12 protein-coding genes and 1 pseudogene are annotated in these 12,581 nt (G+C 57.1%); 8 read left to right on the top strand and 5 right to left on the bottom strand.

What is annotated here, in order from left to right:
- The 4 genes and pseudogenes from Q3970_RS00195 to dut form a co-directional block, all read left to right on the top strand.
- Positions 1-171: pseudogene (locus tag Q3970_RS00195) on the top strand (A/G-specific adenine glycosylase); the annotation flags it as partial.
- Between the two features lie 254 nt (positions 172-425).
- A complete protein-coding gene (locus Q3970_RS00190) occupies positions 426-1,583 on the top strand; it encodes an ATP phosphoribosyltransferase regulatory subunit (RefSeq protein ID WP_303098603.1) in 1,158 nt (385 codons plus the stop codon).
- A 26-nt stretch (positions 1,584-1,609) separates the two neighbouring features.
- On the top strand, positions 1,610-2,908 hold the full coding sequence (locus Q3970_RS00185; protein ID WP_303098602.1) for an adenylosuccinate synthase: 1,299 nt from the start codon (positions 1,610-1,612) through the stop codon (positions 2,906-2,908).
- A 114-nt stretch (positions 2,909-3,022) separates the two neighbouring features.
- On the top strand, positions 3,023-3,475 hold the full coding sequence (dut, locus tag Q3970_RS00180; protein ID WP_085366264.1) for a dUTP diphosphatase: 453 nt from the start codon (positions 3,023-3,025) through the stop codon (positions 3,473-3,475).
- 321 nt (positions 3,476-3,796) lie between these two features.
- Here dut and Q3970_RS00175 read toward each other — a convergent pair whose 3' ends face one another.
- Both Q3970_RS00175 and Q3970_RS00170 read right to left on the bottom strand, forming a co-directional pair.
- Complete coding sequence (locus Q3970_RS00175; RefSeq protein ID WP_303098601.1) at positions 3,797-3,889, bottom strand: methionine/alanine import family NSS transporter small subunit; 93 nt, start codon at positions 3,887-3,889, stop codon at positions 3,797-3,799.
- On the bottom strand, positions 3,886-5,433 hold the full coding sequence (locus Q3970_RS00170) for a sodium-dependent transporter (RefSeq protein ID WP_303098600.1): 1,548 nt from the start codon (positions 5,431-5,433) through the stop codon (positions 3,886-3,888). Before Q3970_RS00170 ends, Q3970_RS00175 begins: the two co-directional genes overlap by 4 nt.
- Before the next feature lie 249 nt (positions 5,434-5,682).
- Between Q3970_RS00170 and mpl the strand changes: the two genes are divergently transcribed.
- The gene (gene mpl, locus Q3970_RS00165) at positions 5,683-7,065 is read left to right on the top strand and encodes a UDP-N-acetylmuramate:L-alanyl-gamma-D-glutamyl-meso-diaminopimelate ligase (protein WP_303098599.1); all 1,383 of its coding nucleotides are present in this window, start codon (positions 5,683-5,685) and stop codon (positions 7,063-7,065) included.
- 251 nt (positions 7,066-7,316) lie between these two features.
- Here the strand turns inward: mpl and Q3970_RS00160 are convergent, their stop codons facing one another.
- From Q3970_RS00160 to Q3970_RS00150, 3 genes are all read right to left on the bottom strand, one after another.
- Positions 7,317-8,225: a metal ABC transporter solute-binding protein, Zn/Mn family gene (locus Q3970_RS00160; RefSeq protein WP_303098598.1), complete on the bottom strand. Its 909-nt coding sequence runs from the start codon at positions 8,223-8,225 to the stop codon at positions 7,317-7,319.
- Between the two features lie 94 nt (positions 8,226-8,319).
- On the bottom strand, positions 8,320-9,195 hold the full coding sequence (locus Q3970_RS00155) for a metal ABC transporter permease (RefSeq protein WP_303098597.1): 876 nt from the start codon (positions 9,193-9,195) through the stop codon (positions 8,320-8,322).
- 121 nt (positions 9,196-9,316) lie between these two features.
- Complete coding sequence (locus Q3970_RS00150) at positions 9,317-10,045, bottom strand: metal ABC transporter ATP-binding protein (protein WP_303098596.1); 729 nt, start codon at positions 10,043-10,045, stop codon at positions 9,317-9,319.
- A 286-nt stretch (positions 10,046-10,331) separates the two neighbouring features.
- Between Q3970_RS00150 and Q3970_RS00145 the strand changes: the two genes are divergently transcribed.
- From Q3970_RS00145 to Q3970_RS00135, 3 genes are all read left to right on the top strand, one after another.
- Positions 10,332-10,631, top strand: coding sequence for a DUF2288 domain-containing protein (locus Q3970_RS00145; protein WP_303098595.1), 300 nt, complete (start codon positions 10,332-10,334; stop codon positions 10,629-10,631).
- Between the two features lie 10 nt (positions 10,632-10,641).
- Entirely contained in the window at positions 10,642-11,181 is a 540-nt protein-coding gene (locus tag Q3970_RS00140; protein ID WP_303098594.1) for a glutathione peroxidase, read from the top strand.
- 192 nt (positions 11,182-11,373) lie between these two features.
- Positions 11,374-12,426, top strand: coding sequence for an aldo/keto reductase (locus Q3970_RS00135; RefSeq protein ID WP_303098593.1), 1,053 nt, complete (start codon positions 11,374-11,376; stop codon positions 12,424-12,426).
- Positions 12,427-12,581: the final 155 nt, after the last annotated feature.

Here is a 12,581-nt window from a genome sequence, read left to right as displayed (position 1 = left end):
CACCGCCTCACCCACCGCCTGTTGCTGATTACCCCGTTTGCCGCATCTGCAAACGGCAGCCCGCCCAAACATTTTTCAAACGGCCTGTGGGTGGAAAAACAAAACCTGGCCGGCTACGGCCTGCCCAAACCGCTGTATGATTTTTTGCATGACAGGATATCCGTAGCGTGAAACCTTTGTAAAATCCGGACAGGTTCGGCAATAAAGATCGGGCCGTCTGAAAACAAAAGCGCGCAAACGGTGCGGCCTTGCGTGGTAAAAACAGGCTGCACTTCATTGTTGTTTTATGTTAAAGTTCTGCTTTAATAATTCGGGGCTGTTTGAATTTAAAATCAAATCATAAAGCGGGTGGCGAGAGTTGCCCGAAACGATGGTTTTTAAGTTTGAGCAGCCTTTGTTGTGTTTACAGTAAAGATTGGATTTTCATGCAGTCTTGGCAACTACCCGAACACATCGCCGATATCCTGCCTTCTTCCGCATACCGGCTTGAAAGCGCGCGGGAACGGCTGTTGGCCTTGTTCCGCGTGCACGGCTATGAGCTGGTGCACCCGCCTTTAATGGAATACAGCGATTCGCTGCTCACCCGTATCGATGCGGGCTTGTCGCTGAAAACCATACGCGTGGTCGACCAGATCAGCGGCCGCCAGCTCGGCATCCGTGCCGACATCACGCCGCAGGTGGCGCGCATCGACGCGCATCTGCTGTCGGCCAACAACGGCATCAACCGCCTGTGTTACGCAGGCCCGGTGCTGCACGCCCGCCCCGACGGTTTGTTAAGCACCCGCGAACCTTTGCAGGTGGGTGCGGAGCTGTACGGCTATGCCGGCGTAGAGGCGGATATCGAACTTATCGACCTGATGCTCAAAAGCGTTGCTGCCGGCGGTGTGGATGAAGTTTTGCTGTCGCTCGGCCATATCGGCGTGTTCCGCGCACTGGCCGAAGCGGCGGGGTTGGCGCGGGAGCAGGCGGCGCAGCTGCTGGCGCTGATGCAGGATAAGGATGCCGCCGCCGTCAACGCCCAAGCGGATGAATGGAAGCTCGACGGCATGTGGGCGAAAGCGTTTTCGCTGCTGCCCGCGCTCTACGGTTCGCGCAACGTGCTGGCCGAAGCGCGCGCCAAGCTGCCCGGCCTGCCTGCCGTAGACAAAGCATTAAACGAATTGCAGGCGGTGTGCGACGCTTTCCCTCAGCAGGCTGTGCATATTGATTTGTCGGAGCTGCGGGTGGATAACTACCATACCGGCCTGTTATACGCGGCTTACGGCAAAGACAGCCACGAAGCGGTGGCGCGCGGCGGCCGTTACGACGGCTTGGGCGGATATTTCGGCCGCGCCCGTCCGGCTACCGGCTTCAGCTTCGATTTGCGCACCTTCATCGGGCGGCTGCCGCAGTGCGGGCAACAGCCGCCGGTTGCCGTGGCGGCCGCCGATTTGCCGCAGGCGCAGGAAACCGTTAACCGTTTGCGCGCAGAAGGACAGGCGGTGGTGATAGATTACGGAGACGGCCGAAACGGCGTCGGAAAAGCGGCCCGCCGCCTGCAACGCCGAGGCGGCGGCTGGCAAGTGGTTGAAACGGAAGTTTGAGTTATTTGAATAACAGGTTGGGAATTATGGCTAAAAACGTAGTAGTGATCGGTGCCCAATGGGGCGACGAAGGCAAAGGCAAAATTGTGGACTGGCTGGCGGAAGAAACCGCTGGCGTGGTTCGTTTCCAAGGCGGCCACAATGCCGGGCACACTTTGGTGGTGGGTGGCAAAAAAACGGTTTTGCGCCTGATACCGAGCGGTATTCTGCATGAGAAACTCGACTGCTTTATCGGTTCGGGCGTGGTGGTTTCACCCGAAGCGCTGATGGGCGAAATCGACGAATTGAACGCCGCCGGCGTGAAAAACGTGGAAGGCCGTCTGAAAATCGCCCCCACCGCCACGCTGATTCTGCCTTACCACATCGCGCTCGACCAGGCACGCGAAGCATCGCGCGGCAGCGGCAAAATCGGCACCACCGGCCGCGGCATCGGCCCCGCTTATGAAGACAAAGTCGCCCGCCGCGCCGTGCGTATGGTGGATTTGTTCGACACGGAAAAACTGCTGCCCAAATTGCAGGCCAATGTGGAATATTACAACGTGCAGCTGCAACACCTGCACCAGGCCGAGCCGGTGAAGCTGGAAGACGTGCTGGCCGTTATCGAAAAATACGCAGGCCGCATCAAACCGATGATTACCGATGTTTCGCGCACCCTGTATGAGAAAAATCAAAAAGGCGAAAAACTGCTGTTTGAAGGCGCGCAGGGCACGCTGCTGGATATCGACTACGGCACTTATCCGTTCGTAACGTCTTCCAACTGTCTGGCCGGTGCGGCATCCGCCGGTGCGGGCGTGCCGCCGCAAATGATCGATTATGTGTTGGGCATCGTGAAAGCCTACACCACCCGCGTGGGTTCCGGCCCGTTTCCGACCGAGCTGTTCGACGAAATCGGCGCAGGTTTGGCCGAGCGCGGTCACGAGTTCGGTTCGGTAACCGGCCGCGCCCGCCGCTGCGGCTGGTTTGACGCCGCCGCCCTGAAACGTTCGATTCAGGTGAACGGCATCACCGGCATGTGCATCACCAAACTCGATGTGATGGACGGCATGGAAGAAATCAAAATCTGCGTGGGCTACACTTTGGCCGACGGCAGCACCACCGATATTCTGCCGTTTGGTGCCGACGCCGTGGCAGGCTGCGCGCCGGTTTACGAAACCCTGCCGGGCTGGAAAGAGTCGACCTTCGGCGCCACCGGGTTCAGCCAATTGCCGGCCAATGCGCAGGCTTATCTGAAACGCATCGAAGAAGTGTGCGGCGCGCCCATCGCCATCGTTTCCACCGGCCCCGACCGTGATCAAACCATTTTGCTGCAACACCCGTTTGCCTGATCGGGCGGGCGGTTTTGCAAAGCCTTTATTTGCAAAGCCTTTTGAGGCCGTCTGAAACTTTTTAGACGGCCTTTGTGTATAATAAACGCCTTTTGAAACAACAGAAGAACCATTATGCGAACTGAAGTGGAACTGAAAATCCTCAACCCGAAAATGGCCGGCAACCTGCCTGCTTATGCCACGCCCGGCTCGGCAGGCTTGGATCTGCGCGCCTGCATCGACGAAGCCGTTGTTTTGCAGCCGGGCGACACGTTTCTCGTGCCCACCGGTTTGGCCGTTCATCTGGCCAACCCCGCCTACGCCGCCGTGCTGCTGCCGCGTTCGGGTTTGGGGCACAAGCACGGCATCGTGTTGGGTAATCTGGTCGGCCTGATTGATTCGGATTATCAGGGCGAGTTGAAAGTGTCGGTTTGGAACCGCGGCAAAGAGGCGTTTACCATCGAGCCGTTGGCGCGCATCGCGCAAATGGTGGTGGTGCCGGTGGTGCAGGCCGAGTTTAAATTGGTGGACGAGTTTGCCGCCAGCGAACGCGGAGCGGGCGGTTTCGGCAGTACGGGCAAGGCGTAAGGCAGAGAGGGGTTGCCCTGAATGCCTGAGGCCTTTGCCTGTTATCATACGATTTTGCCAGGCCTGGGTATAACGTGGATGCTTTAGGGAGTGTAGTCAGAAAGCGTTGCAGCGGTATTTTTGGTCAAAATCCGCATCTGCGGCGTTAAAAATGCTCGCAAGATGTCCAATCTTGCTGCGCTTTTTGCCTGGCATCTGCGGATTTTTCCTCAAAAAACCGCTTCACAAGCATTCTGACTACACTCCCTAGAAACGAAAAGGCCGTCTGAAAAATGTTTTTCAGACGGCCTCTCCGTTTTATTTGCTGCTTGGCGGTCGGGTTTATTCTTTCGGCAGACGCATCAGCGAAATAATAAATCCGCCCCAAATGATAACCAGCGTTATCACGAGCATGATGATGGAGGTAGTGCTCACGGTTGTTCTCCTTGGTTGCGGGTATCGTCGGGTTTATGAACCTCGTCGGGGTTGAATTTGTTTTCCATGCGCCACGGCAGCAGCGACAGCAGTAACGCCAGTATAACCAAGCCCAGCGACATGCCCCAGCCGAAGGTGTTTAAGAACCAGTCGGGATAGCCTTCGTAGTTTTCGGCCAGCAGGGTTTTGGTGTCGTTAAACAGCATATAGCCGAGCATGGCGATGGTGATACATATGAAAACATACCATAACGTGCCGACTTTGAATGATGAAACCGAATTGATGTGCCGGCGCAGCACCGGCAGTTTTTTGGCGGCAGCCAATACCAAAACATACAGGAAACCGGCGGCGACGATGCCGTAGGTGTTGACGAATTTGTCCATCACGTCCAACACCGGCAGGCCGGTGGTGGTGCCGAACAGCAGCGCCGACACAATGCCCATCGGCAGGCATACGGCAAATGTGGCGGCAATGCGCCCCAAACGCAGTTTATCCTGAACGGCGGCAATGATTACTTCCACAATCGAAATCATCGAAGTGATGCCGGCAAAAACCAGCGAGCCGAAAAACAGCACGCCGATTAACGAGCCGAACGGGGCTTGGTTGATGATGGTGGGGAAGGCGATAAATGCCAGGCCGATGCCCGAAGAGGCCACGTCGCCCACTTCTTTGCCCGCTGCCGCAGCCATAAAGCCCAGCGCGGCAAACACGCCGATACCGGCCAGCACTTCGAAGCTGCTGTTGGCAAAGCCTACCACCAAGCCCGTGCCGGTGAGGTCGGATTTGGGCTTCAGGTAAGAAGAATAGGTTACCATGATGCCGAAGCAGATAGACAGCGAAAAGAAAATCTGGCCGTAGGCGGCAACCCATACGCTTGGATTGGAAAGTTTCGACCAATCGGGTGTAAACAGCGCATCCAAGCCTTTGGCAGCGCCCGGCAGGGTGAGCGATACGGCAACCATAATCAGGAACATCACCACCAAGAGCGGCATAAAGAAGCCTGAAGCACGCGCTACGCCTTTCTGCACGCCCAAGGCCAGAATCAGCAGGGTGAAAATCCATACGCCGATCAAGGGGCCGAGCACTTTGGCCACAAAATCGAAACCCATAGAAACGCCGTCGGCCATATTCAGATAGTCTTTAAAGAAAAAAGCCTGCGGGTCGGCGCCCCATGCGCCTGCCAGCGAATAGTAGGTGTAACTGGCAGCCCAGCCGATGATTACGGCGTAATAAATACAGATAATTACGTTGGCAAGCACGTTCCACCAGCCGAACGGTTCGAAGGCGCGGTTGAGGCGGCGGAACGCCAGCGGGGCGGAGCCGCGGTAGCGGTGCCCTAATGCATAGTCTAAAAACAGCAGCGGGATACCTGCCGTGAGCAGGGCTACCAGATAGGGCAAGATAAAAGCCCCGCCGCCGTTGCTGTAAGCAATATAAGGAAAGCGCCAGATATTGCCCAAACCTACCGCCGAGCCGACGGCGGCAAACATAAATGCCCTGCGGCTCGAGAAAGTTTCGCGCTTGGATTGGTTAGAATCAGACACGGTGATACCTCTTCAAAATTTAAATATGGTTTTATCTGCCGGCAGGCCTGAAGTGTGTGCAGCAGGCGGTTTTCTGCCGGTAAGGGGGCTATCATACTGATTTATGTAAAGTTGTGCGAGAAAAAATTAAGGGTGCGGCCTGCGTTTCCGCCCTTGAGGCGGCGGGGCGGGGAGGAAAATCGGCAGAGCAGGCCGAATGTGGCGCCGATTCGCTATATAATCACATTTTTTGCGCACAGAAAACCAGCTATGAAACACATCCACATTATCGGCATCGGCGGCACCTTTATGGGCGGCGTGGCGGCGATAGCCAAAGAAGCGGGCTTTAAAGTAACCGGCTGCGACGCCAAAATGTATCCGCCGATGAGCACCCAGCTCGAGGCCTTGGGCATAGGCGTGCACGAAGGTTTCGACGCCGCGCAGCTGGATAGTTTCCCCGCCGACGTTTATGTGATCGGCAATGTGGCCAAACGCGGCATGGAAGTGGTGGAAGCAGTGATGAACCGCGGGCTGCCGTATGTTTCCGGCCCGCAATGGCTGGCCGAAAACGTGTTGCAGGGGCGTTGGGTGCTGGGTGTGGCCGGCACGCACGGTAAAACCACCACCGCTTCGATGCTGGCATGGGTGCTTGAATACGCCGGTTTGGCGCCGGGCTTCCTTATCGGCGGCGTGCCGCAGAATTTCAGCGTGTCCGCCCGCCTGCCGCAGGCGCCGCGCCAAGACCCGCATTCGCAGTCGCCTTTTTTCGTTATCGAAGCCGACGAATACGATACCGCGTTTTTCGACAAACGATCCAAATTCGTACATTACCGCCCGCGCACTGCGATTCTGAACAACCTCGAATTCGACCACGCCGATATTTTCGCCGACTTGGCCGCCATCCAAACCCAATTCCACCACCTTGTACGCACCATTCCTTCAGACGGCCTGATTGTTGCCAACGGCACCGAGCAAAACCTGCAAGACACTTTAGACAAAGGCTGCTGGACCCCCGTTGAAACCTTTGGCACGGCATCGGGCTGGCAGACGGGCGGCGTGGCGGCCGACGGTTCGTTCGATGTTTTGCTGCACGGTAAACCGGCAGGGCGGGTGGCTTGGAGCCTGATGGGCGGACACAACCGCATGAACGCGCTGGCCGTGATTGCCGCCGCCCGCCATGCCGGTGTGGACGTTCAGACGGCCTGCGAAGCCCTGAGCGCCTTTAAAAACGTGAAACGGCGCATGGAAATCAAAGGTGAGGCCGACGGCATCACCGTTTACGACGATTTCGCCCACCATCCCACCGCCATCGCCACCACCGTGGCGGGCTTGCGTCAGAAAGTGGGCGAGGCGCGCATTTTGGCCGTGTTGGAGCCGCGTTCCAATACCATGAAGCTCGGCACCATGAAAGCCGCGCTGCCCGCAAGCCTGAAGGAAGCCGATAAGGTATTCTGCTACGCAGGCGGCGTCGATTGGGACGTGGCCGACGCGCTTGCCCCGCTGGGCGGCAAGCTGCACACGGGCAAAGATTTCGATGCCTTTACGGCGGCAGTGGCGGCGGAAGCCCGGCCGGGCGACCATATTCTGGTGATGAGCAACGGCGGCTTCGGCGGCATCCACGATAAGCTGCTGGCTCTGCTGGCAGGGCGTTAAGCCCGGCCGGTTGTTGGATCGGAATGTATTGATAACATACTAATCAGGCCGTCTGAAAACAAATTCTGTTTGTTTTCAGACGGCCTGATTGAGTTTTTGACCGGCCTCCGTTTTATATCCCTTACGTCATACTCGGGCTTGCCCCGGTTATCTGTTATTTCTTCCGAAACAAAAAGATGCTCGGGTCAAGCCCGAGCATGACGGTATTTAAGCGTTTCAGACGGCCTGACCGGTTGCCTGCCAAACAAGGTTTATTTCATGGCATCGCTCAATGCGCGCACGTTGTAGCGGTACATATTCACATAGCTGTCGGCAGGGGCGTTTTTGCTCAGCGCGTCGGAGTAGAGCTTGCCGCTGGGCTTCACGCCGGTTTCTTTGGCGATGCGCTCGACCATGCGGGTGTCTTTGATGTTTTCGGCAAACACGGCTTTGATACCTTCGCGTTTGATCTGGCGGATGATGGCCGCCACCTGTTTGGCCGACGGCTCGGCAGAGGTGTTCACGCCTTGCGGGGCGATAAAGCGGATGTTGTAGCGTTTGCCCATATAGGCGAAAGCGTCGTGGCCGGTGAGCACTTTGCGTTGGTTCTGCGGGATGGCGGCAAACGATTTTTGCGTGTCGGCATGCAGTTTTTTCAGCTCGCCCTGATAGGCGGTAAGGCGCTGGCGGTAATAGGCCGCGCCTTGCGGATCGGCTTTGATCAGGGCGTTGGCAACGTTTTGGGCGTAGGTTTGCATCAGCATGGGGTCGGTCCAAACGTGGGGGTCGTATCTGCCGTGATTGTGGCCGTGGTCATGACTGTGGCCGTGATCGTGAGCATGGCCGCCTTCGGGGGCTTTGAGGGCGGAGATGCCTGCCGCTGCTTCGGCGTAGGGCACTTTGCTTTGCTTCACGGCGCGTTGTACGTCGCCGGCTTCAAGCCCCAAGCCGTTCATCAGCACCAGTTTGGCGCTGCGGATTTTTTTGATGTCGCCGCTGGTGATGTGGTAGGCGTGCGAATCTTGGTCGGGTCCGACCAAATTCTGCACGGCCACGCGCTCGCCGCCTACTTGTTTGGCAACGTCGCCCAAAATACTGAAGCTGGCAACCACGTTCATGGGGGTGGCGTAGAGGCTGCCGGATACAAGTGCGGCAATCAGGCCGGTTTTCCAATGTTTCATCTTAAAATTCCTTTTGATATAACGTAACAGATAAAGCGGTGGTTAAAGAATTTTGAAAACAGCAGGTTGAGGCCGTCTGAAAACTATTTGGCCATCAAGCCCGGCGGTGTTTTTTATGGCGCAGCCATTTCGGGATGATGCCGCCTTCCAAACCGAACAGCACCGAAACCAGATAAAACGCACCGCACCACAGGATAATCGCGGGGCCGGAAGGGATTTCGATGTAATACGAAAACAGCAGCCCGCCGAAGCCGCACACCAAAGCGGTTAATACTGCCAGCAGCAGAAGCATGCCCATGTTTTTCGCCCACAGGCGCGCAGTGATGGCGGGCAGCATCATCAGCCCCACCGACATCAGCGTGCCCAAAGCCTGAAACCCCGCCACCAGGTTCATTACCACCAGTACCAGAAACAAAACGTGCCAGAAGCCGCCTTTGCCGTTTACCGATTTTAAAAACAGCGGGTCTATGCTTTCGAGCACCAGCGGGCGGTAAATCACGGCCAAAGCCACGATGGTAACGCTGGCGGCCGCGGCAATCAGTTGCAGCGCGGGCAAATCCACGGCCAGCACCGAGCCGAACAGCAGGTGCAGCAGATCGACGCTGCTGCCGTTTTTGCTCACCAGCACCACGCCGACGGCCAGGCTGCTTAAATAAAAGGCGGCGAAATTGGCATCTTCTTTCAGCGAAGTGAAACGGCTGGCCAAACCCGCAAGCAGCGCCATCAGCATACCCGCCGCAAAACCGCCCGCGCTCATAGCGGGCATACTCAATCCGGCAAACATATAGCCGACGGCGGCGCCGGGCAGTACGGCGTGGCTTAAGGCGTCGCCGATCAGGCTCATGCGGCGCATCACCAGAAACACGCCCACCGGCGCGGCGCTGAACGCCAGGCACACCACCGATGCGAGCGCATAGCGCATGAAGTCGAATTCGGCGAACGGCCCGATGATTAATTCGTAAAGATTCATGTTGGAAAGCAGAGGCCGTCTGAAATATCAGGCGGCGGTTTATCGGATATGGCGGGCGGTTTTCAGACGGCCTGAATTTGTTTGAGGCCGTCTGAAAACGGGTTTTGCAAAGGCTTCAAAATCAGGCCGTTTCGCACCAGTCTGGCGTTTCGTGCCGCTGCATGGCGGCGTTAGCCTGTTGCAGAAAGGTGTCGGTTAACACTTTCTCGGTGGCGCCTTCGGCGATTTTGTCGCGGGCGATCAGCAGCGTTTCGGGAAAATACGCCCGCACCTGCTCGTAATCGTGCAGCACCGCCACAACAGACTGGCCGCTGCCGTGGCAGCGCCGCAAAACATCGAGCAGGGCATAAGTGGTTTTGGCGTCCACCGCGTTAAACGGTTCGTCGAGCAGCAGAAATTTCGCATTCTGCGCCAACATGCGCGCAAACAAAACGCGCTGGAACTGGCCGTTGGAAAGATGGGCAATTTGGCGGCCGGCAAAGTCGGCCATTTCCACCCGTTCCAATGCTTCCATCACCCGCTTGCGCTGCTCGGCGTTAACCCGTCCGAAAAAACTGATTTCATACCACAACCCCATCGCCGCCAGCTCAAACACGCTGATGGGCTGGCTGCGGTCGATATCCGACTGCTGCGGCAGGTAGGCGATGTCTTGGCGGCGCAAACCGACATGGCGCACGGTGCCGGTGTCGGCTTTGAGCAAGCCCATCACCGCCTTGAGCAGAGTGGATTTGCCCGCCCCGTTGGGGCCGAAAACGGCGCACATGCAGCCGTCGGCAAACTCGGTGTTCAAATGGTGGACTGCCGGCCGGCGGCGGTAGCTTACGGTGAGGTTTTTAACCAGAATGCTCATGCCGCCGCCCAGAAATAAGCGCCCCACAGCAGGGCGAGGGCGGCGGCGGCCAGCAGCAGGCGTTGGGCAAGGCCGGCGAGTAAAATGGAATTCATGCTTAACAATCTTTCAGACGGCCTTGCCTTAGGCGCAAGGCTGAAAAGCGCAAATGATACTGTATAACATTCTATTTGTAAAACACGGGCAATAAGCCTGTGCCGAAGCGCAAGAGGCCGTCTGAAACAGAACGGCGGCTGCAAACAGCGTACAATAACCCCCAACCTTTCCAACATTCTCAAGGAAAAGCATGAACGGCAACCTGCTCAACGACAAACTCAACCTTGAAACCGCCCGTATTTCATGGAACGAGCTGCAACCGCATTTCGCCCGCGGCGCAGCGGTGTATGTGAGCGCCGATCTGGATCTGATTCAAACTGCCCGCCTGATGGCAGACGACGATGCCGCCGCATTGGGCGAACTGATGAAACAGGGCAGGTTCGGTGTGGTTAGCGAAGAGCAGGCGCGCCGCTTTCTGGCCGCCAACCAAGCCATGTGGGCGGTGGTGGTGGCGCCGTGGGTGCTGGTGCAGCCCTGCACCGGCGAATGAAAGGATAAACATGACCGCCCGACTCTATGATTTCGTGATGAAAGACGCACAAGGCAACAACGTGGCATTGTCTGCTTATGCCGGCAAAGTGCTGCTGATTGTCAACACCGCCACACGCTGCGGCCTCACCCCGCAATATAGCGAACTGCAAACCCTTTATGCCCGCTATGCCGGGCAGGGTTTGGAAATTCTCGATTTCCCCTGCAACCAGTTCCGCAATCAGGCGCCCGAGGCCAGCGGCGAAATCGAGCAGGTGTGCCAAACCAAATTCGGCACGCAGTTTAAGGTTTTCGGCAAAATCGATGTGAACGGCGCCGATGCCCACCCGCTATACCGCTACCTGAAAGCGCAGCAACCGCACGACAGCGGCGGGGGCGGCATAAAAGGCGCTTTGTTGAAGCTGGCCGCACTCGGCAGCAAGCGCGAAGCGGGCGGTATCGAATGGAACTTCACCAAGTTTCTGGTTGACCGCAACGGCAGGGTTGTAAACCGCTTCGCCCCCGCAGTTGCCCCGCTTTCGATAGAAGGCGAAATCAAATCATTGCTTTAATCTACTAGGACGTGTCGTCAGAAAGCGTTGCGGCGGTATTTTTGGTTAAAATCCGCATCTGCGGCGTTAAAAATGCTCGCAAGATGTCCAATCTTGCTGTGCTTTTTGCCTTGCATCTGCGGATTTTTCCTCAAAAAACCGCTGCACAAGCCTTCTGACGACACGTCCTAAAATCAAACGAAAGGAAACCGTATGGAAAAGCGCGAACTCGGCAAAAGCGGCATCATGGTCAGCAAAATCTGTTTGGGCACCATGACCTGGGGCGAACAAAACACCGAGGCGCAGGCGCACGAACAGCTGGATTATGCGCTGGCCAACGGCGTGAACTTTATCGACACCGCCGAAATGTATCCCGTGCCGCCGTGCCGAGAAACCTACACCCGCACCGAACAATATATCGGCAACTGGATCAAACGGCGGGGCAGGCGCGATGATTTCGTGCTGGCCAGCAAAGTGGCCGGCCCCACCGGAGCCAATAACCTCGACAGCTACATCCGCGGCGGCAACGATTTTTCGCGCGCGCAGATTATCGAAGCCTGCGAAGCCAGCCTCAAACGGCTCAACACCGATTATCTCGATTTATACCAGCTGCACTGGCCGGAGCGGCAGGTAAACTTTTTCGGCAAACTCGGTGTGTCGGCGCTGGCCGAAAACGAACGGTTCACGCCGATAAACGAAATTGTCGATACCTTGGGCGAACTGGTGCGGCAGGGGAAAATCCGCGCGTTCGGATTATCCAACGAAACCCCGTGGGGCACGATGCGCTATCTGAACCGGCACGAAGCAAACCCCGGGCTGCCGCGCGCCGCCTCGGTGCAAAACCCCTACAACCTGCTCAACCGCAGCTACGAAGTGGGCATGAGCGAAATTTCACTGCGTGAAAACATTCCGCTGCTGGCTTATTCGCCGCTGGCCTTCGGCGTGTTGAGCGGAAAATACCGCCACGGCGCCATGCCGGAAAACAGCCGTTTGGCCTTATTCGAGCGCTTCAAACGCTATACCAAGCCGCAAGGTTTTGCGGCGGTGGAACGCTACGCAAAAATCGCCGAAGACGCCGGCTTGAGCCTCACCGCCCTCTCGCTGGCCTTCGTAACCGGCAGGGCCTTTGTAGCCAGCAACATCATCGGCGCCACCACGTTGGAGCAATTGCGCGAAAACATCGCCGGCGCCGAAGTAGTGTTACCAAACGACGTGCTTGAAGCGGTGGATGCCGTGCACGCCGAAATCAGCAATCCATGCCCTTAGGGCCTGTCGACATTCAACGCAACGGCGGTATTTTTGGCCAAAATACCCCGTCTGCGGCGTTAAAAATGCCCGCAAGGTGTCCAACCTTGCTGCGCTTTTTGCCTTGCATACGCGGTTTTTGCCTCAAAAAAACCGCTTCGTCGGTTAAATGTCGG

Source organism: Neisseria sp. (assembly GCF_030530745.1).
GTDB lineage: Bacteria > Pseudomonadota > Gammaproteobacteria > Burkholderiales > Neisseriaceae > Neisseria.
The sequence above is the reverse complement of the archived record's forward strand: the minus strand, read 5'-3'. Positions and strand labels throughout refer to the sequence as shown.

What these genes read in the sequence shown, in the direction of transcription:
- Q3970_RS00145 (WP_303098595.1), top strand. Translation starts at nt 10,332, where the DNA reads ATGAACGGCAACCTGCTCAACGACAAACTCAACCTTGAAACCGCCCGT.
- dut (WP_085366264.1), top strand. Translation starts at nt 3,023, where the DNA reads ATGCGAACTGAAGTGGAACTGAAAATCCTCAACCCGAAAATGGCCGGC.
- Q3970_RS00190 (WP_303098603.1), top strand. Translation starts at nt 426, where the DNA reads ATGCAGTCTTGGCAACTACCCGAACACATCGCCGATATCCTGCCTTCT.
- Q3970_RS00150 (WP_303098596.1), bottom strand. Translation starts at nt 10,045, where the DNA reads ATGAGCATTCTGGTTAAAAACCTCACCGTAAGCTACCGCCGCCGGCCG.
- Q3970_RS00155 (WP_303098597.1), bottom strand. Translation starts at nt 9,195, where the DNA reads ATGAATCTTTACGAATTAATCATCGGGCCGTTCGCCGAATTCGACTTC.
- Q3970_RS00160 (WP_303098598.1), bottom strand. Translation starts at nt 8,225, where the DNA reads ATGAAACATTGGAAAACCGGCCTGATTGCCGCACTTGTATCCGGCAGC.
- Q3970_RS00135 (WP_303098593.1), top strand. Translation starts at nt 11,374, where the DNA reads ATGGAAAAGCGCGAACTCGGCAAAAGCGGCATCATGGTCAGCAAAATC.
- Q3970_RS00140 (WP_303098594.1), top strand. Translation starts at nt 10,642, where the DNA reads ATGACCGCCCGACTCTATGATTTCGTGATGAAAGACGCACAAGGCAAC.
- mpl (WP_303098599.1), top strand. Translation starts at nt 5,683, where the DNA reads ATGAAACACATCCACATTATCGGCATCGGCGGCACCTTTATGGGCGGC.
- Q3970_RS00185 (WP_303098602.1), top strand. Translation starts at nt 1,610, where the DNA reads ATGGCTAAAAACGTAGTAGTGATCGGTGCCCAATGGGGCGACGAAGGC.